This window comes from Rhodococcus sp. BH5 (assembly GCF_027583855.1).
GTDB lineage: Bacteria > Actinomycetota > Actinomycetes > Mycobacteriales > Mycobacteriaceae > Rhodococcus_F > Rhodococcus_F qingshengii.
In genome coordinates this window covers 178,005-198,372 of record NZ_JAJHVW010000004.1, presented here as the reverse complement: position 1 = coordinate 198,372, position 20,368 = coordinate 178,005, and the positions used below count along the sequence as shown (strand labels likewise).

Sequence of the window (20,368 nt, the reverse complement as noted above, 5' to 3'; positions counted from 1 at the left end):
ACTCGGCCGAGGGCACACGCACGTGTCATCTACTACTTCATCGAATCCAGTCGGGTTCGCGCGTCTTCGAACCCGGACACCAGCTCTGCCATGACCTCGGCGACCGGGCGGATCTCGTTCATCCGTCCCACGATCTGACCGACGGGCATTGCCACAACTTCCGGGTTCTCCGATGCAGCGATTCTCTGATGAGCGTCGCTGACCAGAAGGTTCTGCAGCGGCATCGGCAATGGCGCCGGTGCTCCCGGGTTCGACCAGGCTTCCGTCCACTTGGTCTTGAGCAACCGAGCGGGCTTACCCGAGTAGATGCGCGAACGAACGGTGTCGGCCGACGTCGCGCCCAACAGTGCACGCTGAATAGCGGACGGGCCATCGCCCGATGCACTGCCGAGTTTGTATTCGGACGTGGTGAGCCAGTACGAGCCCATCCACACTCCGGACGCACCGAGTGCAAGTGCGGCAGCCACCTGACGGCCGCTGCCGATACCCCCGGCAGCCAGTACGGCAGCTGAATCACCCAGTGCATCAACGATTTCCGGAACGAGAACCATCGACGCAATTTCGCCGGTGTGACCGCCTGCCTCGTAGCCCTGCGCGATCACGATGTCGACACCGTTCTCGACGTGACGACGTGCATGCTCGACGGCGCCGGCCAGCGCTGCTACCGGTACGCCCTTCTCGTGCGCCTGATCGATGACGTCCTTCGGCGGTGATCCCAATGCATTCGCAATCAACGCGATCCGGTGTCCCAGAGCAACATCGACGTGAGACCGCGCCACCGAGTGAAGCCATCCCAATACGCCGGTCGCATGCTCGACGTCGTCGGAAAGCGGCGGCACACCGAGCTCGTCGAGCGTGCGGTTGACGAAGGCGCGGTGCTCCTCCGGAATCAGCTTGTCGAGATCGACGGCGCCGCCCTCTGTCGGCACCTTGGCCGGCATGACGATGTCGACGCCGTACGGCTTACCGTCGGTGTTCTCGTCCATCCACGTCAGTGCGGCTTCGAGCTCTTCCGGGTCGTTGAACCGGACGCAACCGAGCACGCCCAGACCTCCCGCGCGGCTGATCGCGGCCGCGACGTGCTCGGAAGGAGTGAATCCGAAAATCGGGTATTCGATGCCGAACTTGTCGGCGAGATCCGAACGCATCAGGCTTCCACGCTTTCGTTTGCGGACGCCACAGGAGCGCCGTTTCCGTTGTGATCATCGGCCTCGCGCGATTCCGTTTCGGCCTTCGCCCAGCGGTAGTCGGGCTTGCCTGCCGGGTTGCGCTTGATCTGGTCCACGAACCACACGCTGCGCGGAACCTTGTATCCGGCAATCTCTTTGCGTGCTGCGGTGGCGATGTCGTGCAGCGTCGGCGACGTGCCTTCGCGTACCTGGACCACTGCGGCAACGCGCTGACCGAAGCGCTCGTCGGGGATACCGACCACCAGGACGTCGAAGATGTCCGGGTGCGCCTTCAAAGCGCCTTCGACCTCTTCCGGGTACACCTTCTCGCCGCCGCTGTTGATCGACACCGAACCGCGGCCGAGCATCGTGACCGTGCCGTCGGCTTCGACCTGCGCATAGTCGCCGGGGATCGAGTAGCGAACGCCGTTGATGGTGCGGAAGGTTTCGGCGGTCTTGACCTCGTCCTTGTAGTAGCCGAGCGGGATGTTGCCCTTGCGAGCGAGCATGCCGCGCTTGCCCGATCCGGGTTCGACCTCGTTGCCGTCGTCGTCGAGAACCGTTGTGGAGGCGTCGATCTTGACCGTCGGACCGCCAGTGTGCTTCTGCCCCTTGCTCAGCACGGCCAGTCCGCCGAAGCCGGTCTCGGATGCTCCGATGGAGTCCGTCAACAGTCGGTTAGGCAGCAGTTCGAGGAACTGCTCCTGGATACTCGGCGAGAAGAGTGCAGCACTGCTGGCCATCACGTAGAGCGTCGAAAGATCGTACGGCTCACCGGTCTCCGGGTTTCCGGCGATGAGTGCGTCGAGCATCGGGCGGCCCATCGCGTCACCCGTGATGAAGATCAGGTTGACCTTGTGCTTGTCGATGTTCTGCCACACCTCGTGGGCGTCGAATTCCGGGTGCATCAAACAGGTTCCGCCGCCGAAGAGGCTGTGGAATACCGCCGACTGCGAACCGCCGTGAATCATCGGGGGGATCGGGTAGCGGATCATGCTCGGGTTGGCGGCGCCGACCTTCGCCATCTCGTACTCGTCCTCGACCGGAACTCCGGTGACGAAGTTGATGCCTCCGCCGAGAACACGCCACCAGTCCTCGTGACGCCACATGACGCCCTTGGGACTTCCGGTGGTGCCGCCGGTGTAGAGCATGAAGATGTCGTCGTTGCTGCGCTCTTCGAAATCACGCTCACCCGAACTCTGCGCGAGTGCGTCCTCGTAGCCGATGCCGAAAGCACTGAAGTCCAGATCGGTGCCGTCCTCGACCACGATGACGGACTTGACCTTGGGAGTGTTCGGCAGGACGTTCGCGACCTTGTCCGAGTAGCGGCGCTCGTGAATGAGCGCAACCATGTCGGAGTTGTCGAAGATGTACTGCAACTCGTTCTCGACGTACCGGTAGTTGATGTTGACCATCACGGCCCGGATCTTGAAAACCGCGACCATGGCCTCGATCGCCTCGATGACGTTCCGGCAGTAGATGCCGACCTTGTCACCCGGCTGAACGCCATGTTCACGCAGGTAGTGACCGAGGCGGTTTGCTCGGTCCTCCAACTGTGCATAAGTCATCTCGCGGTTGTCCGAGACCAGCGCAACGCGGTCCGGAACGAGGTCGATTGCGTGCTCTACGAAGTCTGCGATGTTAAGGGCCACGAGTTCAAAGTAGAACGTGTTACCGTTTCTGGCAAGACCCAATTTGAGAGCCAGCTCACAGACCCGCCAGGAGCCATCAGTGTCCACTTCGACGACCGAAAAATCAGACATTTCGGAAACCGCGCCGCATTGCCTCGTGGAGAAGCGTGGCCACGTTCTCATCGTGACCATGAATCGCCCCGAGCGTAAGAACGCCATCACCGGCGAGATGATGGCGATCATGGTCGACGCCTGGGATCAGGTCGACAACGACCCCGAAATTCGTGTCGCCATCCTCACCGGTGCGGGCGGCGACTTCTGCGCCGGCGCCGACCTCAAGAACATGTCCGCCAAGCCGCCGGGAGATTCCTTCGCGGGCGGTGGCGTCGACATGTCCAAGATCGAAGGCCTCCTCAAGGGTCGTCGGTTGACCAAGCCACTGATCGCCGCCGTCGAGGGTGCAGCTATCGCCGGCGGAACCGAAATCCTGCAGGGCACCGACATCCGCGTCGCGGGTGAGAGCGCCAAGTTCGGCGTCTCCGAAGCCAAGTGGGGGCTCTTCCCGCTCGGCGGTTCCGCAGTGCGCCTGGTGCGACAGATTCCGTACACGATCGCGGCGGACATCCTGCTCACCGGTCGTCACATCAAGGCTCCGGAGGCCAAGGAGATCGGGCTCATCGGCCACGTGGTCCCGGACGGCCAGGCCCTCGACAAGGCGCTGGAGCTCGCGGACCTGATCAGTGCAAACGGCCCTCTCGCCGTGCAGGCGATTCTCAAGACCATCCGCGACACCGAGGGCATGCACGAGGAAGAGGCCTTCCAGATCGACGCACAGCTGGGCATGAAGGTGTTCATGAGCGCCGACGCCAAGGAGGGCCCGCGGGCTTTCGGTGAGAAGCGGGCGCCCCAGTTCAAGGGTGTCTGACCCACCCCTGTCTGAGCCACCCCCGTCTGACCGACCCCCGGCTGAGCCCCCTTTCCTGTCCGCTCTCGGTCCCACCCACCCCCTTTTCGAGCGAACGTACCTTTCGGCGCCTTCAGTGCGCCGAAAGGCACTTTCGCTCAGCCGGTTTCGTCCAATTTCACCCATCTCGACCTCGCGAACACCTGCGGCCGGGGACGTGACTGCGCCAATCTGTAGTGCGCACGCAGGTCCTCGATCACGCGATCAGGGTCCGTTCGCAGTGCACTGGGCACCGTCGGCAACACGATGATTCCCGCATTCTGCATACGCGTCCGACGCTCCACCGTGCGCTTGTAGTCCGTCGGCGCGGCATGCCATTCCAAGGAGTCGATGTCCCACGCGAAGGCAACCGAATCGATCCATCCGTCCGGAACTGCGATGAAGTCCCCGTTGGCATCCCGGATCTCATGGTTGAACAACATTTCCGGCAGCCCGCTCCGCTGCCACAATTTTCGCGCGTGAACCTCCGGAACCGAGTGGACGTTCGCGTTCACTTCGCGCAACACGACCCGAGGTAGCGCGGAACCCCGACTGCTACCCGCTTCGAGTTCCTTCGCAAGTTCGCGCACCGAGACATCGCCGCGCTGAACAGCCTCAGCGATGAGTGCCCGTGTGGGATCGAGCGCCTTGTACCGCCTCGCAGCGTCGAGTAACGCTCGCGGCAGCGGAGCACAGCGCAGACCGTTCCGAATCTCCGGCTCGGGCAGTCGAACAGTGCGCTCCACCGTGACGAACCCAACCGATTGAACTCGACGGTCGATGGGGATGAGCACCTGCACATCCCCCGAGTGCGTTCGATATCCGTACTCCGACATGGCTGATCGCCCGGTCAGCAGGGAATCGTCACCGCTCAACATGAGCGCAGCGATCGAGCGTTGACGTGGCGTCGGTTGACCGTTTCTGAGCAGAATGACCCCCGGCAATATGCGCTGCCACGGTCCACCTACCCGACACCGGGTGTGCACTGCGGAGTTGGACACGCCCAATCGCGCCAACTCCGCCGTTCGGATCACTCCGCTTCGACTGACGCGGTAAATCGCGTCCAGATCATCGCCCCACGTTCCTCGCCGCATGGTTGCAGCATGACTCGAGCATCAGCGCGGGCCCCGGCGGCGAACTGGGGTTTCGGTGCGCCTGTGGATAACTTTGGGCGAGCGAAAGGTACGTTCAGCGCCTCAGATGCGCTGAACGTGCCGTTCGCTCGAAGAAAAAGGGGGGTACCGCTCGAAAATGGGGGGTGCCCCGCTCAACCACTCACCGCGGCCGCGAGCTCTCGCACATGGTCGGCGTCGCGGCAGGTCACCAGCAGCATCGTGACTCCGGCTTCCTCCCAACGCTTCACGTCTGCGCGCACCTCGTCGACGTTGCCGATGATCATGGTCTCGGTGACCATCTCGTCGGGGACGACGGCAGCAGCTTCGTCCTTGCGGCCCGACATGAAGAGGCGACCGATCTCGTCGACCTCCTTCTCGTAGCCCATCCGCTTGTAGACCTGCGCGTGAAAGTTCAACTCCGGGGCGCCCATTCCGCCCACGTAGAGGGCGGTCATCGGCTTGAGAGCGGCGATGGCAGCGGCGCGATCGTCAGTCACGATGACCTGGCACGTGGCGGCCACCTCGAAATCTTCGCGACTGCGACGGGCCCCGGCGCGCGCGAACCCTTCGTCGAGCCACTTGTTGTACATCGGGGCCAGGCGCGGGGTGTAGTAGATCGCCAGCCAGCCGTCGGCGATTTCACCGGCGAGCGCGACGTTCTTCGGCCCTTCGGCGCCGAGCCAGATCGGGATGTCCGCACGCAGCGGGTGCGTAATGGGCTTGAGCGGCTTGCCAAGTCCCGAACTACCCGGTCCCGCATACGGCAGAGGGTAGTGGGGGCCGGGACTGGTGACGGGCGCTTCACGGGCGAGGACCTGGCGCACGATCGAGACGTATTCGCGGGTGCGCGCGAGCGGCTTCTCGAACGGCTGGCCGTACCAACCTTCGACGACCTGCGGTCCGGATACGCCGAGCCCGAGGATCGTTCGCCCACCGTTGAGGTGATCGAGAGTGAGCGCGTGCATGGCACAGCTGGTCGGTGTTCGCGCCGAAATCTGTACGACGGAGGTGCCGAGACGGACGTTCTCGGTGCGCGATCCCCACCAGGCGAGCGGGGTGAAAGCGTCCGAGCCCCACGACTCCGCTGCGAAGACCGCGTCGAATCCCGCGCCTTCCGCGGCCTCGATCAGTTCCGGGGCGTTTGCCGGCGGCTGTGCGCCCCAGTATCCGAGTTGCAACCCAAGCTTCATCGCAGGCCTCCACATTGCCGGTGATCAGAAGTGACTCTTGCCACAATCTCTAGAACCTGTTCTACTCGATCTTGTGACCATCGGAAAGAGCGGGGTGGCCGACAAGCCCCTGAGCGCACCATTGAATCTCCATTTCGACTACACCAGATCGACGGGACCGACCATCGGCGCGTTCGTGACTGCCCTGCGTGATCGCAAGGTGATCGGCGCACGCGGGTCGAACGGTCGTGTCTTCGTGCCGCCACCGGAATTCGATCCGGACACGGCCGAACCACTGACCGACTTCGTCGGAGTCTCCGACGGCGGAACGGTCGTGAGTTGGACGTGGATGCCCGAACCCATCGAGGGTCAACCACTGACGAAGCCTTTCGCGTGGGCCCTGATCAAGCTCGACGGCGCGGACACGTCCATGCTCCACGCAGTCGACGTCGACTCCCCCGACGACATCAGCACCGGCCTGCGGGTCCGTGCTCGCTGGGCGTCGGAGCGGATCGGGCAGATCAAGGACATCGAGTGCTTCGAACCAGGTGAGAGCGAAAATGGAATCGCGACAGTCGATTCCACCGCCGATCCTGTCACCATGATCACGACGCCTGTCGACCTGCACTTCATGCATTCCGCTTCGGCCGAGGAGAGTTTCTACCTCCGCGGTCTCGCAGAAGGCAAGCTCATCGGTGGTCGCAGCGGACCCGAAGACAAGATCTACATCCCACCGCGCGGCGCCAATCCCACCAACGGGAAGCCGACGAGCGAGCAGATCGAACTGCCGGACAAGGGAATTGTCACCACCTTCTGCATCGTCAACGTCCCGTTCCTCGGGCAGCGAATCAAACCGCCCTACGTGGCCGCCTACGTGCTTCTCGACGGGGCCGACATTCCGTTCCTGCACTTGATTCTCGAATGTGATGCCGCGGACGTACGGATGGGCATGCGCGTCGAAGCCAAGTGGAAGCCTCGCGAAGAGTGGGGTTACACCCTCGAGAACATCGAATACTTCCGGCCGACAGGTGAACCCGACGCCGAGTACTCCACCTTCCAACACCACCTGTGAGGCTCCTGAAATGACTTCTGCAGACATCGCAGTCGTGGGCTTTGCTCAGGCACCCCACGTCCGCGAAACCAACGGCACCACCAACGGCGTCGAGATGCTCGTCCCGTGCTTCCAGCAGCTCTACAGCGATCTGGGAATCACCAAGTCAGACATCGGCTTCTGGTGCTCCGGATCTTCCGACTACCTGGCCGGACGAGCGTTCTCCTTCATCTCGGCCATCGACTCCATCGGAGCGGTCCCGCCGATCAACGAATCTCACGTCGAGATGGACGCTGCGTGGGCCTTCTACGAAGCGTGGATCAAGATCTTGACCGGTGAGGTCGAGACCGCGCTGGTGTACGGATTCGGCAAGTCCTCCGCCGGGCACCTGCGCAAGATCCTGTCCATGCAGCTCGATCCGTACCTCGTCACTCCGCTGTGGCCGGACTCCGTCTCGATCGCCGGACTTCAAGCCCGACTCGGACTCGACGCGGGTAAGTGGACGCACGAGGACATGGCGGAGGTTGCCGCTCGTAGCCGTCGTCACGCGCTGAGCAATCCGAAGGCTCAGCTCGCAGGCGAGGTCGACATCGAGGCCCTTCTCGCCAGCCCCTTCCTCGCAGATCCGTTGCGCGCACACGATTGTGCGCCCATCACCGACGGCGCGGCAGCAATCGTCCTGGCCTCGGGTAACCGCGCCCGCGATCTCTGCGAGCGGCCGGCGTGGATCACCGGACTCGAGCATCGCATCGACTCCCCCAACCTGGGTGCACGTGACCTGACCACCTCACCGTCCACTACGTCGGCAGCCAAGGCGGCAACGGGCGGCGAGGTCGGCAACATCGACGTCGCCGAACTGCACGCACCGTTCACTCACCAGGAATTGATCTTGAAGGAAGCGATCGGCCTGACCGACGCCACCACGATCAATCCGTCCGGCGGTCCGCTCAGCGGCAACCCACTGTTCGCCGGTGGTCTGGAACGAATCGGCCACGCCGCCAAGGCAATCTTCGACGGCCAGGCGAATCGCGCTCTGGCCCATGCAACAAGCGGCCCTGTGCTGCAGCAGAACCTGGTAGCAGTCTTGGAGGGACGGAACTGATGGCCGGAACGCCTCAACTCGCGGCCGTGCTCGGCACCGGCCAAACTCACTACGTCGCAAAGCGTCACGATGTCTCGATGGCGGGCTTGGTTCGTGAAGCCATCGACGCCGCGATGCTCGACGCCAACGTCGGCTGGGACGACATCGACGCCGTCGTCATCGGAAAGGCCCCCGACCTGTTCGAGGGTTCGATGATGCCCGAACTCGCCATGTCGGATGCTCTGGGCGCAAACGGAAAGCCGTTGCTGCGTGTTCACACTGCCGGATCGGTGGGCGGTTCGACAGCTATCGTCGCCTCCAGCCTGGTCAAATCCGGTGTCCACAAGCGGGTTCTGACGGTTTCCTGGGAGAAGCAGTCCGAGTCGAACGCCATGTGGGCGCTGTCCGTACCGGTTCCGTTCAACATGCCTGTCGGCGCCGGTGCCGGTGGATACTTCGCCCCGCACGTCCGTTCGTACATTCGTCGATCGGGCGCACCGGAGCACATCGGCTACCTCGTCGCGGTGAAGGATCGGCTCAACGGCAGCCTCAATCCGTATGCGCACTTGCGGCAGCCGGACATCACTCTCGAATCGGTACAGGCATCTCAGATGCTCTGGGATCCGATCCGATACGACGAGACCTGCCCGTCCTCTGACGGCGCGTGCGCTCTGGTGATCGGCAACGAGGAAGCGGCCGCAAAGGTCGAGGCCGAGGGTCGTTCGGTCGCGTGGATCCACGCGACGGCCATGCGCACCGAGCCGACCTTCTATGCCGGACGCGATCAGGTCAATCCGCAGGCCGGCCGTGACGCTGCAGCAGCACTGTGGAAGTCAGCGGGAATCACCGATCCGCTCAACGAGATCGACTGCGCCGAAATCTATGTCCCGTTCTCGTGGTTCGAGCCGATGTGGCTCGAGAACCTCGGCTTCGCGGAGGAAGGCCAGGGCTGGAAGCTCACCGAGGCGGGTGAAACCGCGATCGGCGGCAAGCTCCCGGTCAATGCCTCGGGCGGTGTTCTCTCCTCCAACCCGATCGGCGCCTCGGGCATGATCCGTTTTGCCGAGTCGGCGATGCAGGTCATGCACCGCGCCGGCGATCACCAGGTAGCCGATGCTCGCAAGGCTCTCGGCCATGCCTACGGCGGTGGCTCGCAGTACTTCTCGATGTGGGTCGTCGGCTCCGAACGTCCCACCACGTAAGCAGCAGCACACACGCCGATCAGGAAGAGGCCGAAGATGAAGTACACCGTCGGGGTTGCCATGAACCCCTTGGACCAGTTAGCCGGTATCGCCAAAACTGCCGAGGAATGCGGCTTTTCGTCGATCGCTCTCCCCGATTCACTGTTTTTCATGGAAACGCAGGCGGCGGATTACCCGTACACCCCGGACGGGTCTCGGATGTGGAATGCCGAGACCCCCTGGGTCGATCCGCTCATCGCCGCGGCTGCAATGGGCGCGGTGACCGAGAAGATCGAGTTCTACACCCAGGTGCTCAAGCTGGGTAGCCGCAATCCCGTCCTGCTCGCGCGGCAGGTCGGTTCCGTGGCCGCATTGACGAACAACCGTTTCGGCTTCGGCGTCGGAATCGGTTGGGCTCCGGAAGAGTTCGAGTGGTGCGGCGCTCCGTACAAGCGTCGGGGCGCACGTGTGGACGAGATGATCGACGTCCTCAAACTGATCCTCGGCGGCGGCATGGTCGAGTATCACGGTGAGTTCTTCGATTTCGATCGCCTGCAGATGAGCCCGGCCCCCACCAAGCCGGTTCCGTTCTACGTCGGCGGCCACACCGAGGTCGCACTCAAGCGTGCTGCGCGAGTCGGCGACGGTTGGACCTCGGCGATGATCAAGTTCGACGACCTGGTGGGTGTGATCGCACGACTACGCGAACTGCGCTCCGAGTACGGCCGCGAGAACGAGCCGTTCGAAATCCAGACGGTGTGCATCGACCGTTTCGGCAAGGACGGTTACGCAGAGCTCGAAGATGCCGGCGTCACGGACATCATCACCGTGCCTTGGGTTTTCGACGGAATCGGATTCGATGCCCCGCTGGAGGCAAAGCGGGATTCGATGCGCAAATTCGCCGAGCAGTACATCAACTGAGGAGCCGCGATGACCGACGAACACCCCGCCCGCGTCGCGGGTAACGCTTCGCGCGCCGCAGCAAGTGGCAAGAACAAGGAAGCCTGGCTGGACCTCTTCGCCGAGGACGGTTGGGTGGAAGATCCGGTCGGGCCTTCGGGCTTCGATCCCGAAGGCAAAGGCCATCACGGGCGCGAAGCGATCTCCAAGTTCTACGACATGACGATCGCGAACGCGGACAAGCTCGAATTTCTGATCGACGATTCCCTGGTGTGCGGCAACGAGAACGTCAACATCGGCAAGATCCGAACCACCATCGGCGGCTCGATCATCGACGCCGAGGGCGTGTTCGTCTACCGGGTGAACGACGACGGCAAGATCGCGTCGCTTCGAGCATTCTGGGAAGTGGACCGTGCGATGAAGACGGCACGCAAAGCCTGAGAACCCACAGTACGAGCGCGGCCCCGGTCATCGACCGGGGCCGCGCTCGTCGTATTCGAATCAGCCTGTCGTACTTGCACCGAGAACCTCGAAATGGTTTCCTGGTTCCCAACGTCGCGTGTCGATGACGGACTGCGTCAGGCATGGAGGCGTCGTACCGCAAGGGGTCACTCATGACCATTTCGTTCAATCACACCATCATCGCCGCAAAAGACCGACAAGAGTCTGCGTGGTTCTTCACTCACATGTTCGGTCTTCCAGGCCCAGTCGAAGCCGGCTACTTTCTCGGCGTTGAACTCGAGCACGGCGTGACGTTGGACTTCGCACAGGTGGAAGAAGGCGCCGAGGTTGCGTCTCAGCACTATGCCTTCCTCGTCTCCGAGGATGACTTCGACGGCATCTACCAGCGGATACAGGCGTTGAAACTGGATCACTGGGCCGATCCGCGCCAGTCGAGTACCGGCTTCAACACCAACGACGGTGGGCGTGGGGTCTACTTCCTCGACCCGTCGGGACATTTCCTGGAAGCCATCACCAAACCGTACGGCGGCTGAATTGGAGATTGAACTACAAACGGCGGCGCCTACGGGAGATGAGGGATCCCGCAGACGCCGCCGCAGTTCCAGGTTGCCAACAAGTGGCTTCCCGGAACGTCTACTGTAGTTCTGCGTGTTCGAGAGTGCAGAGGCAACTCCCGAAAACCTACACAGAACCTACTCGCCGGTTACCAGGTCAGTATATGTCCGGATCAGTGTTTGACCGGGCAGCCCGATGTCTTGTAATCAACCTGAAACTCTTTGATGCCGTTGAGCCAGCCCGAGCGAAGGCGTCGGGGATCCCCGAGCCTGGTGATGTCGGGTAGGTGATCGGCGATCGCATTGAAGATCAGATCGATTTCCAGACGGGCCAAGTTGGCGCCGATGCAGTAGTGCGCACCGGTGCCGCCGAATCCGAGGTGCGGATTGGGGTCACGCATGATGTCGAACTTCGTCGGGTTCTCGAAGACGTCCTCGTCGAAGTTGGCCGACGCGTACATCATCACGACGCGATCGCCCTTCTTTATCTTCTGTCCGCCGAGTTCGGTGTCTTCGAGCGCGGTGCGCTGGAAGGAAGTCACCGGGGTCGCCCAACGAACGATCTCGTCGGCCGCCGTCTTGGGGCGTTCCTTCTTGTACAGCTCCCACTGGTCGGGATTGTCGAGGAAGGCAACCATGCCGTGTGTGATGGCATTGCGAGTGGTCTCGTTACCCGCGACCGCAAGCAGGATCACGAAGAAGCCGAATTCCTCTGGGGAGAGCTCATTTCCGTCGATGTCAGCTTCGATGAGCTTGGTGACGATGTCATCGGCGGGACACTTCTTGCGCTGATCCGCCATCTGGTACGCGTATCCCAGAATCTCCATCGACGCTGCCTGCGGGTCGATGTCGAACTCGGGATCGTCGTACGACGTCATCTGGTTGGACCAGTCGAAGAGCTTCATTCGATCTTCCTGCGGCACACCGAGAAGCTCGGCGATTGCCTGCAGCGGAAGTTCGGACGCGACCTGAACCACGAAGTCACCGGCACCGCCGGCAGCCGCGGTCGTGACGATCTTTTCGGCACGCTCGGTCAGTTCCTCGCGCAGGCTGTTGATGGCGCGCGGGGTGAATCCACGAGATACCAGCTTGCGCAGCTTGGTGTGCTCCGGAGCGTCCTTGTTGATGAGAATGAATCGCTGCATCTCGACGTTCTCACGCGGGATGTCGTCGGCGAAGCGAGGAATCGCAGTGTTCTCGTGGGTCGAGAAGATGTCGCTTCGCTGCGAAACTTCCTTGACCTCTTCATGACGGGTGACCACCCAGAAGCCCTCGTCCTGGAATCCACCGATTTCCGGGGGCTGCGGATTCCACCACACGGGGGCCGTCTTCCGGAGTTCGGCGAACTCCTCGAACGGCATGCGTTCCGCGTAGATGTCGGGGTCCGTGAAGTCGATTCCCTCGGGGAATGCGGGCTGTGCCACTGATGTCTCCTGCCCTAAGCCTTTTCATCACAGGGGTGATGGGGATCCGTGATGTGTAACACGTTCTACTCTCATTGAAACACAAGCCTGCTTACTAGGAAAGGAAACGTCGGCAGGTCTTGCTTCCCGCAGAGAACCTGTTCTACTTTTTCATTACAAGGAAAGGAGCCCGCTGTGGGCACACCAGTAATCGTCGAGGCTGTCCGTACACCGATCGGCAAGCGCGGAGGTTGGCTCGCCGGTCTGCACGCCGCCGAGATCCTCGGAGCTGCACAAAAGGGAGTTCTCGACCGGTCGGGAATCGACCCGTTGCTGATCGAGCAGGTGATCGGCGGCTGCGTCACCCAGGCCGGCGCTCAGTCCAACAACATCACGCGCACGGCCTGGCTGCACGCCGGACTTCCGTGGCAGACCGGCGCAACCACCGTGGACTGCCAGTGCGGTTCGGCCCAGCAGGCGAACCATCTGATCGCCGGTCTGATCGCCACCGGCGCCATCGACGCCGGTATCGCCTGCGGCATCGAAGCCATGAGCCAGGTTCCCCTCGGCGCCAACGTCGGCGATCAGGCCGGACCGCGCCGACCCGCGACGTGGGACATCGACATGCCCAACCAGTTCGAAGCTGCAGAACGCATCGCGCGTCGACGCGGACTGACCCGCGACGACGTCGAAGCCCTCGGCGTCCGCTCGCAGGCGCTGGCCAAGCAGGCTTGGGAGGAAGGACGTTTCGACCGCGAGGTTCTCGAACTCTCGGCACCCCAGGTCGACAAGGAAGGAAACCTCACGGGCGAGACCAAGGTCGTCAATCGCGATCAGGGCCTGCGCGATACGACGGCGGAGTCCCTTGCCCGACTGAAGCCCGTCCTCGAAGGCGGGATTCACACGGCCGGAACGTCTTCCCAGATCTCCGACGGAGCGGCCGCAGTCCTGCTCATGGACGAGGACAAGGCTCGCGCGCTCGGATTGAAGCCGCGAGCCCGCATCATCGCCCAGGCGCTGGTCGGCTCGGAACCGGAATTCCACCTCGACGGACCGGTGCAGGCAACCAGCCGTGTCCTGGAGAAGAGCGGAATGAAGATCGGCGATCTCGATCTGTTCGAGATCAACGAAGCATTCGCATCCGTCGCACTGTCCTGGGCTCAGGTTCACGAACCTGACTTCGACAACGTCAATGTCAACGGCGGCGCGCTCGCTCTCGGCCATCCGGTCGGCAGCACGGGATCTCGCCTGATCACCACCGCACTGCACGAACTCGAGCGTCGCAACGGCTCGACGGCTCTGATCACGATGTGCGCCGGCGGCGCACTGGCCACCGGAACCATCATCGAGCGTATCTGAGATGACTACTCCCCCAGCCAAACCCAAGGGACTCGACGCTCCGGCGACGGTCAAGATCATCAAGTGGATGTCGAAGGCGAACGTCGCGATGTATCGCGCCACCGACGGGCGGCTGGGTAGCAAGTGGCGGGTCGGCAGCGCGTTCCCTCGCGGGCTGCCGATCTGCCTGCTGACCACCACCGGTCGCAAATCCGGCGAGGAGCGGATCAGCCCGCTGCTGTTCCTCGAGGACGGCGAGAACGTGATTCTGGTGGCGTCGCAAGGCGGTCTTCCGAAGAACCCGATGTGGTACCTCAACATCAAGGCAGACCCGGTGGTGACGGTGCAGATCAAGTCTCGGATCCGCTCGATGAAAGCCCGCGTCGCGGCCGAGGACGAGCGCGCTCGGCTGTGGCCGATGTTGAGGGCGATGTATCCGGATTTCGACAACTATCAGGCCTGGACCGACCGGGTCATTCCCGTCATCGTGTGCGAGCCACTGGAGAGTTAAACGAACTGTTTACAACAAAACGTTTACATTGACCCGGGTTCGTGCCACCCTGGGTTCATGACCGATGACCAGTTCAGACCGATCGATTCCGGCCGCGAACGCGCACATCGCGAGTACGCCGGACTCTTTCGAATCAGCGAGCGCCACGGCGCGACCCCAAGCCAGCGCGCGCGGCAATCTCATCCGGAGATGCTCGAGCCCTACGGCGCGGTGCGCGTCGTGGCTCGTCTTGCGGGTGGCACCGACACACCGCAGCCGAACGAACCCGAGGTCGACGATGCCGACGTCATGGCCGCGTTGACTCTGATCCCCAAGGCCCGAGCCGAAATGGAACAGCTGGAAGCACTGTTCCTCGGGATTGCCCGCGAACGGGGCATGACCTGGCAGGACATCGCTTTCGGGCTGGGACTCGGAAGCACTCAAGCCGCCCGCCAGCGCTACGAACGGCTCGTTCGCCGCACCGGAGGCTGAACGCGTGCCATAACCGGCGAGTTGGAGCACTATTGACTCGTACGGTCCGCACGGCGTTTCGACAGAGCCTCGAACACAGCAAGGAGTCGCATATATGACGACGCATATTCAAGATCAAATCCTGGACCGACGCGAGATCACCTCAGCCCTCGTGCGTGCGCTGGAGCGTCGCCACGAGGTGCTGGACGCAGTGGTCGACAGCAAGGACCACCAGGAGGCACTGACCACCGTCGCGGAACTCCTCGGCACGTCGGAAGCAAATGCCGAAGCAGTTCTGAGCCTCAAGTTCAGCGCACTGACCAAGGCAGCGCGCGATCGCATCCAGGGCGAGCTGGAGAATCTCGACGCCACTCTCGAATGGACGACGCTCGATCGTCCCGCGAGCAGCGGGCAGAACTTCACCCTGCGTCCGTTCAGCGACAGCGCAGAAGACAAGGCACTGTTCACGATTCGCTCGGCCGAGCAGCTCGGCGAAGACGGCAAGCCGTGGAGCGAGGATCGGATCGAAGCCGAGCGCGTCGGCGGTCTCGGTCGGATCGACGACGAGAGCGCTGCCTGGTTCGTCGCCGAGGACGTCTCCGGTGACGGCCCGAAGAGCGTCGGCCTGGTATTCGGCGAACTCGACGGCCAAGAGGTGAACGTGGCGATCTGGATCGCGCCGGAATCTCGCAAGAAGGGCTACGGCACAGCCTGCGTGAAGCATTCGCGGCGCGAACTCGCAGCTGAGTTCCCCGGCACCGTGTTGGTGGTTCGGGCGCCCGCGTAGGCGGCACGCCGCCTGTGAGTGGTTGAGGAGTTCCTGCACTCCTTAACCACTCACGGGGCCGGAGGCCCTACGCCCCGTACACCGGCGTCGGAATCTCCGCCTTCTCCAACAGCGTTGCCACGACGGGCCCGATCTCCTTCGGGTCCCAGCGATCTCCCTTGTCCTCGCTCGGGCCGTGACGCCAGCCCTCCGCGACGGTGATCTTTCCGCCCTCTACCTCGAACACCCGGCCCGTGACGTCCTTGGACTCGGCGCTACCGAGCCAGACGACCAGCGGCGAGATGTTCTCGGGCGCCATGGCGTCGAAGCCCTCTTCCGGAGCTGCCATCGCTTCTGCCATCGCCCCGCCCGCGCCGACAGTCATGCGTGTGCGCGCAGCAGGCGCGATCGCGTTGACACTGACTCCGTAATTCTTGAGCTCGGCGGCGGCCTGGATGGTCATCTCGGCGATACCGGCCTTCGCCGCAGCGTAGTTACCCTGGCCGATCGAACCTTGCAGTCCTGCACCCGAACTGGTGTTGATGATGCGTGCGTCGACGGTCTTGCCTGCCTTGGCCTCGGCGCGCCAGTAGGCAGCTGCGTGACGGAGCGGCGCGAAGTGCCCCTTGAGGTGCACGCGAATCACCGCGTCCCACTCGCCTTCGCTCATGCCGACCAGCATGCGGTCCCGCAGGAAGCCTGCGTTGTTCACGAGTACGTCCAGGCCACCGAAGGTGTCGATCGCGGTCTTGATCAGATTCTCGGCGCCCGCCCAGTCGGCGACGTCGTCTCCGTTGACCACTGCTTGACCACCGGCGGCGATGATCTCCGCGACAACCTGCTCGGCCGGACTCTCACCGGTCGCGGAACCGTCGGCACCCGCACCGATGTCGTTGACGACGACCTTGGCGCCCTCGGCAGCAAATGCCAATGCATGCGCACGTCCGATACCGCGGCCAGCCCCGGTGATGATGACTACGCGTCCGTCGACCAATCCACTCATATTTGTCTCCTAATGCACTCTGCTCGGGCTTGTCGGCTCCGCTTGTGTGCTAACTTACCAAGCAATCGCTTGGTTTGGTACACAGACGTAAGGAATCCCGATATGGGCATCAGCACCTCCTCCGACGGAACCGGCATCACCACGGTCACCATCGACTACGCGCCGGTCAATGCAATCCCGTCCAAGGGATGGTTCGAGCTTGCCGACGCCATCCTCGACGCGGGCAAGGATCTCAACACTCACGTAGTGATCCTGCGAGCCGAGGGACGCGGATTCAACGCCGGCGTCGACATCAAGGAGATGCAGGCCACCGAGGGATTCGACGCGCTGGTCGCCGCCAACCGCGGTTGCGCCGCGGCCTTCGCGGCCGTCTACGACTGTGCTGTACCCGTCGTCGTGGCCGTCAACGGATTCTGTGTCGGCGGCGGCATCGGACTCGTCGGCAACGCGGACGTGATCGTCGCTTCCGACGACGCGATCTTCTCCCTCCCCGAGGTCGACCGCGGCGCACTCGGCGCTGCCACACACCTCTCGAGGCTGGTGCCACAGCACATGATGCGCACGCTCTACTACACCGCACAGAGCGTCGACGCGCACACACTCAAGCAGTTCGGCAGCGTCTACGACGTGGTCCCGCGCGAGAAGCTCGACGAGTGCGCTCGCGAGATCGCCGCGAAGATCGCCGCCAAGGACACCCGCATCATCCGGTGCGCCAAGGAAGCCATCAACGGCATCGACCCGGTGGACGTCAAGGGCAGCTACCGCCTCGAGCAGGGCTACACCTTCGAACTCAACCTCCTCGGCGTGTCCGACGAACACCGCGACGAGTTCGTCGCCACCGGCAAGCCGCGCGAGAACGCAACCCAGAAGGAAGGCTGAGACAAACATGGCTAGCAAGCGTGACAAGACGAAGTCGCTCGACGAGGTAGTCGGCGAACTCCGCAGCGGAATGACGATCGGCTTGGGCGGCTGGGGATCTCGCCGCAAGCCGATGGCCTTCGTGCGTGCGATTCTGCGTTCGGACGTCAAAGACCTGACCGTGGTCACCTACGGCGGACCGGATCTCGGACTGCTGTGCTCGGCCGGCAAGGTCAAGAAGGCATACTACGGTTTCGTGTCCCTCGACTCCGCGCCGTTCTACGACCCGTGGTTTGCCAAGGCACGCACCGCCGGTGAGATCGAAGTCCGCGAGATGGACGAGGGCATGGTCAAGTGTGGCCTCGAAGCAGCTGCCGCTCGCCTTCCCTTCCTCCCGATCCGCGCCGGCCTGGGTTCGGATGTCCGCAACTTCTGGGGCGACGAACTCAAGACCGTCACCTCCCCGTACCCCGAGGCCGACGGCCGCTCCGAGACCTTGATCGCGATGCCTGCGCTCAACCTCGATGCGTCGTTCGTTCATCTCAATCTCGGTGACAAGCACGGCAATGCCGCGTACAACGGCGTCGACCCGTACTTCGACGACCTGTACTGCATGGCCGCCGAAAAGCGATACGTCTCCGTCGAACGCATTGTCGAGACCGAGGAACTGGTCAAATCCGTTCCACTGCAGAACCTTCTGCTCAACCGCATGATGGTTGACGCCGTCGTCGAGGCACCCAATGGTGCGCACTTCACGTTGGCCGGCGAAAGCTACGGCCGCGACGAGAAGTTCCAGCGTCACTACGCCGAGTCCGCCAAGACCCCCGAGTCGTGGCAGGCGTTCGTCGACACCTTCCTCTCCGGCAGCGAAGAGGACTACCAAGCCGCAGTAAAGAAGTTTGCCGATTCATCAAAGGCAGGGGAGCAGGCAAAATGAGCGAATCCACCGTCACCCGCGCAGAGTACGTTGTTCTCGCTTGCGCTGAAATCTTCTCCGGTGCAGGCGAAATCATGGCCAGCCCGATGTCGACGTCGTCCACCATCGGCGCTCGCCTGGCTCGACTCACCACCGAACCCGACCTGCTGATCACCGATGGTGAAGCCCTCATTCTCGAGGACACTCCGGCCGTCGGAACAAAGGGCCCCGTCGAAGGATGGATGCCTTTCCGCAAGGTGTTCGACGTCGTCGCTTCCGGCCGCCGTCACGTAGTCATGGGCGCCAATCAGCTCGATCGCCACGGCAACCAGAACCTCTCCGCCTTCGGCCCGCTTCAGCAGCCGACGCGTCAGATGTTCGGTGTGCGCGGCGCCCCGGGTAACACCATCAACCACGCGACGAGCTACTTCGTCCCCAAGCACTCCAAGCGAGTGTTCGTCGACAAGGTCGACGTGGTGTGCGGTGTCGGCTACGACCAGATCGATCCCGAGAATCCGGCTTACAAGTACCTGAACATCCCCCGCGTCGTCACCAACCTCGGTGTCTTCGACTTCGGCGGACCAGGAAACACCTTCCGCGCGTTGAGCCTTCACCCCGGCGTCACCGCCGAAGAGGTAGCCGAGAACACCTCGTTCGAGGTTGCCGGACTCGCCGAGGCCGGTATCACCCGTGACCCCACCGTCGAAGAACTTCACCTCATCCGCGAAACCCTCGATCCGCGCAACCTCCGGGACCGTGAGGTCTCGGCATGACCCCCACCCTGAAGACCGCGCTGACCGAACTGGTCGGTGTCGAGTACCCGATCGTGCAGACGGGTATGGGCTGGGTTTCCGGTCCCGCTCTCACGTCGGCAACGGCTAACGCCGGTGGTCTCGGCATCCTGGCTTCGGCCACGATGACGTACGACGAGCTCGAGCACGCGATCAAGAAGACGAAGCAGCTCACGAACAAGCCGTTCGGCGTCAACATGCGTGCCGACGCCACTGACGCCCCGCAACGCGCGGATCTGCTGATCCGTGAAGGCGTCAAGGTCGCGTCGTTTGCGTTGGCTCCCAAGAAGGAACTGATCGCCAAGCTCAAGGACCACGGCATCGTCGTCGTGCCCTCGATCGGTGCCGCGAAGCACGCGGTCAAGGTTGCATCCTGGGGCGCGGACGCCGTCATCGTCCAAGGCGGCGAAGGTGGTGGCCATACCGGCGGTGTGGCCACGACATTGCTTCTCCCCTCGGTTCTCGACGCGGTCGATATTCCGGTCATCGCCGGTGGCGGATTCTTCGACGGCCGCGGGCTGGCTGCCGCACTGGCGTACGGCGCTGCCGGTGTCGCGATGGGAACGCGATTCCTTCTCACCAGCGACTCTTCGGTGCCCGATTCCGTCAAACAGGAGTATCTCAAGCGCGGACTGACGGATACGACTGTCTCCCGCAAGGTCGATGGCATGCCTCATCGTGTGCTCAACACCGACCTGGTCAACAGCCTCGAAGGTTCCAGCTATGCAACCGGTTTGATCGCCGCGGCCAAGAATGCCACAAAGTTCAAGGCCATGACGGGCATGAAGTGGTCGACCCTCGCCAAGGACGGTCTCGCGATGAAGCGGTCGGGTGACCGCACGCTGATGCAGATCATCATGGCAGCCAACACCCCGATGTTGCTCAAGGCCGGACTGGTCGAGGGCAATACGGAAGCCGGTGTTCTTGCTTCGGGTCAGGTTGTCGGCATGATCAACGATCTGCCCAGCTGCAAGGAACTGATCGAAAGCATCATGGAAGGTGCCGCGGGGCGTATCGACGCGCTTGCGGCTCTTCGCTGACACAGCTCTATCCGAGTGCGTCTCCCCCACTGCGCT

The 20,368-nt window shown here is 63.0% G+C and carries 21 protein-coding genes; 15 read left to right on the top strand and 6 right to left on the bottom strand.

From position 1 onward, the window contains the following. Positions 1-32: 32 nt before the first annotated feature. Together RhoBH5_RS12690 and RhoBH5_RS12685 are read right to left on the bottom strand one after the other, a co-directional pair. Positions 33-1,148, bottom strand: coding sequence for an NAD(P)H-dependent flavin oxidoreductase (locus RhoBH5_RS12690; RefSeq protein WP_007734277.1), 1,116 nt, complete (start codon positions 1,146-1,148; stop codon positions 33-35). Beyond that, positions 1,148-2,821, bottom strand: coding sequence for an acyl-CoA synthetase (locus RhoBH5_RS12685; protein ID WP_039973409.1), 1,674 nt, complete (start codon positions 2,819-2,821; stop codon positions 1,148-1,150). Before RhoBH5_RS12685 ends, RhoBH5_RS12690 begins: the two co-directional genes overlap by 1 nt. A 79-nt stretch (positions 2,822-2,900) precedes the next feature. Here RhoBH5_RS12685 and RhoBH5_RS12680 point away from each other — a divergent pair, with 79 nt between their 5' ends. Continuing rightward, positions 2,901-3,725 (top strand): crotonase/enoyl-CoA hydratase family protein, encoded by an 825-nt coding sequence (locus RhoBH5_RS12680; RefSeq protein WP_007734275.1) that lies wholly within the window; start codon positions 2,901-2,903, stop codon positions 3,723-3,725. 137 nt (positions 3,726-3,862) lie between these two features. On the opposite strand, the gene RhoBH5_RS12675 is transcribed toward RhoBH5_RS12680, so the two are convergent. Then, positions 3,863-4,837: a hypothetical protein gene (locus RhoBH5_RS12675; protein ID WP_042920440.1), complete on the bottom strand. Its 975-nt coding sequence runs from the start codon at positions 4,835-4,837 to the stop codon at positions 3,863-3,865. Positions 4,838-5,010: 173 nt separating this feature from the next. Beyond that, complete coding sequence (locus tag RhoBH5_RS12670; RefSeq protein ID WP_125050319.1) at positions 5,011-6,048, bottom strand: LLM class F420-dependent oxidoreductase; 1,038 nt, start codon at positions 6,046-6,048, stop codon at positions 5,011-5,013. 73 nt (positions 6,049-6,121) lie between these two features. Here RhoBH5_RS12670 and RhoBH5_RS12665 point away from each other — a divergent pair, with 73 nt between their 5' ends. The 6 genes from RhoBH5_RS12665 to RhoBH5_RS12640 all read left to right on the top strand — a co-directional run bounded on the left by RhoBH5_RS12665 (position 6,122) and on the right by RhoBH5_RS12640 (position 11,235). After that, the gene (locus tag RhoBH5_RS12665) at positions 6,122-7,099 is read left to right on the top strand and encodes a Zn-ribbon domain-containing OB-fold protein (protein WP_021342921.1); all 978 of its coding nucleotides are present in this window, start codon (positions 6,122-6,124) and stop codon (positions 7,097-7,099) included. A 10-nt stretch (positions 7,100-7,109) separates the two neighbouring features. Beyond that, on the top strand, positions 7,110-8,180 hold the full coding sequence (locus RhoBH5_RS12660; RefSeq protein ID WP_007734273.1) for a thiolase domain-containing protein: 1,071 nt from the start codon (positions 7,110-7,112) through the stop codon (positions 8,178-8,180). After that, the gene (locus RhoBH5_RS12655; RefSeq protein WP_070160561.1) at positions 8,180-9,361 is read left to right on the top strand and encodes a thiolase domain-containing protein; all 1,182 of its coding nucleotides are present in this window, start codon (positions 8,180-8,182) and stop codon (positions 9,359-9,361) included. Before RhoBH5_RS12660 ends, RhoBH5_RS12655 begins: the two co-directional genes overlap by 1 nt. 36 nt (positions 9,362-9,397) lie before the next feature. Continuing rightward, on the top strand, positions 9,398-10,261 hold the full coding sequence (locus RhoBH5_RS12650; RefSeq protein ID WP_270008374.1) for a TIGR03619 family F420-dependent LLM class oxidoreductase: 864 nt from the start codon (positions 9,398-9,400) through the stop codon (positions 10,259-10,261). Between the two features lie 9 nt (positions 10,262-10,270). Beyond that, complete coding sequence (locus RhoBH5_RS12645; RefSeq protein ID WP_007734269.1) at positions 10,271-10,681, top strand: nuclear transport factor 2 family protein; 411 nt, start codon at positions 10,271-10,273, stop codon at positions 10,679-10,681. A 173-nt stretch (positions 10,682-10,854) separates the two neighbouring features. Beyond that, entirely contained in the window at positions 10,855-11,235 is a 381-nt protein-coding gene (locus tag RhoBH5_RS12640) for a VOC family protein (protein WP_020906296.1), read from the top strand. 194 nt (positions 11,236-11,429) lie between these two features. Here the strand turns inward: RhoBH5_RS12640 and RhoBH5_RS12635 are convergent, their stop codons facing one another. Next, positions 11,430-12,680 carry a cytochrome P450 gene (locus RhoBH5_RS12635; protein ID WP_007734267.1) on the bottom strand — a complete coding sequence of 417 codons (1,251 nt, stop codon included), beginning with the start codon at positions 12,678-12,680 and terminating at the stop codon, positions 11,430-11,432. Positions 12,681-12,854: 174 nt separating this feature from the next. On the opposite strand from RhoBH5_RS12635, the gene RhoBH5_RS12630 reads away from it, so the two are divergent. The 4 genes from RhoBH5_RS12630 (at position 12,855) to RhoBH5_RS12615 (ending at position 15,745) form a co-directional block, all read left to right on the top strand. Next, positions 12,855-14,018, top strand: coding sequence for a steroid 3-ketoacyl-CoA thiolase (locus tag RhoBH5_RS12630; protein WP_003945509.1), 1,164 nt, complete (start codon positions 12,855-12,857; stop codon positions 14,016-14,018). A 1-nt stretch (position 14,019) separates the two neighbouring features. Continuing rightward, entirely contained in the window at positions 14,020-14,508 is a 489-nt protein-coding gene (locus tag RhoBH5_RS12625) for a nitroreductase family deazaflavin-dependent oxidoreductase (protein ID WP_047269597.1), read from the top strand. A gap of 57 nt (positions 14,509-14,565) precedes the next feature. After that, positions 14,566-14,979, top strand: coding sequence for a hypothetical protein (locus RhoBH5_RS12620; protein WP_007734258.1), 414 nt, complete (start codon positions 14,566-14,568; stop codon positions 14,977-14,979). A gap of 94 nt (positions 14,980-15,073) precedes the next feature. Next, positions 15,074-15,745: a GNAT family N-acetyltransferase gene (locus RhoBH5_RS12615; RefSeq protein WP_003945460.1), complete on the top strand. Its 672-nt coding sequence runs from the start codon at positions 15,074-15,076 to the stop codon at positions 15,743-15,745. A 67-nt stretch (positions 15,746-15,812) separates the two neighbouring features. On the opposite strand, the gene RhoBH5_RS12610 is transcribed toward RhoBH5_RS12615, so the two are convergent. Then, positions 15,813-16,727, bottom strand: coding sequence for an SDR family oxidoreductase (locus RhoBH5_RS12610; protein ID WP_003945561.1), 915 nt, complete (start codon positions 16,725-16,727; stop codon positions 15,813-15,815). Between the two features lie 102 nt (positions 16,728-16,829). On the opposite strand from RhoBH5_RS12610, the gene echA20 reads away from it, so the two are divergent. The 4 genes from echA20 to RhoBH5_RS12590 are packed head-to-tail and all read left to right on the top strand — an operon-like array spanning position 16,830 to position 20,332. Beyond that, the gene (gene echA20 / locus RhoBH5_RS12605) at positions 16,830-17,606 is read left to right on the top strand and encodes a (7aS)-7a-methyl-1,5-dioxo-2,3,5,6,7,7a-hexahydro-1H-indene-carboxyl-CoA hydrolase (protein WP_003945611.1); all 777 of its coding nucleotides are present in this window, start codon (positions 16,830-16,832) and stop codon (positions 17,604-17,606) included. Positions 17,607-17,613: 7 nt separating this feature from the next. Then, complete coding sequence (gene ipdA, locus RhoBH5_RS12600; RefSeq protein ID WP_042449482.1) at positions 17,614-18,522, top strand: cholesterol ring-cleaving hydrolase subunit IpdA; 909 nt, start codon at positions 17,614-17,616, stop codon at positions 18,520-18,522. Further along, entirely contained in the window at positions 18,519-19,274 is a 756-nt protein-coding gene (locus RhoBH5_RS12595; RefSeq protein ID WP_042920450.1) for a CoA-transferase subunit beta, read from the top strand. Before ipdA ends, RhoBH5_RS12595 begins: the two co-directional genes overlap by 4 nt. Beyond that, positions 19,271-20,332 carry an NAD(P)H-dependent flavin oxidoreductase gene (locus tag RhoBH5_RS12590; RefSeq protein ID WP_270008373.1) on the top strand — a complete coding sequence of 354 codons (1,062 nt, stop codon included), beginning with the start codon at positions 19,271-19,273 and terminating at the stop codon, positions 20,330-20,332. Before RhoBH5_RS12595 ends, RhoBH5_RS12590 begins: the two co-directional genes overlap by 4 nt. Positions 20,333-20,368 lie beyond the last annotated feature (36 nt).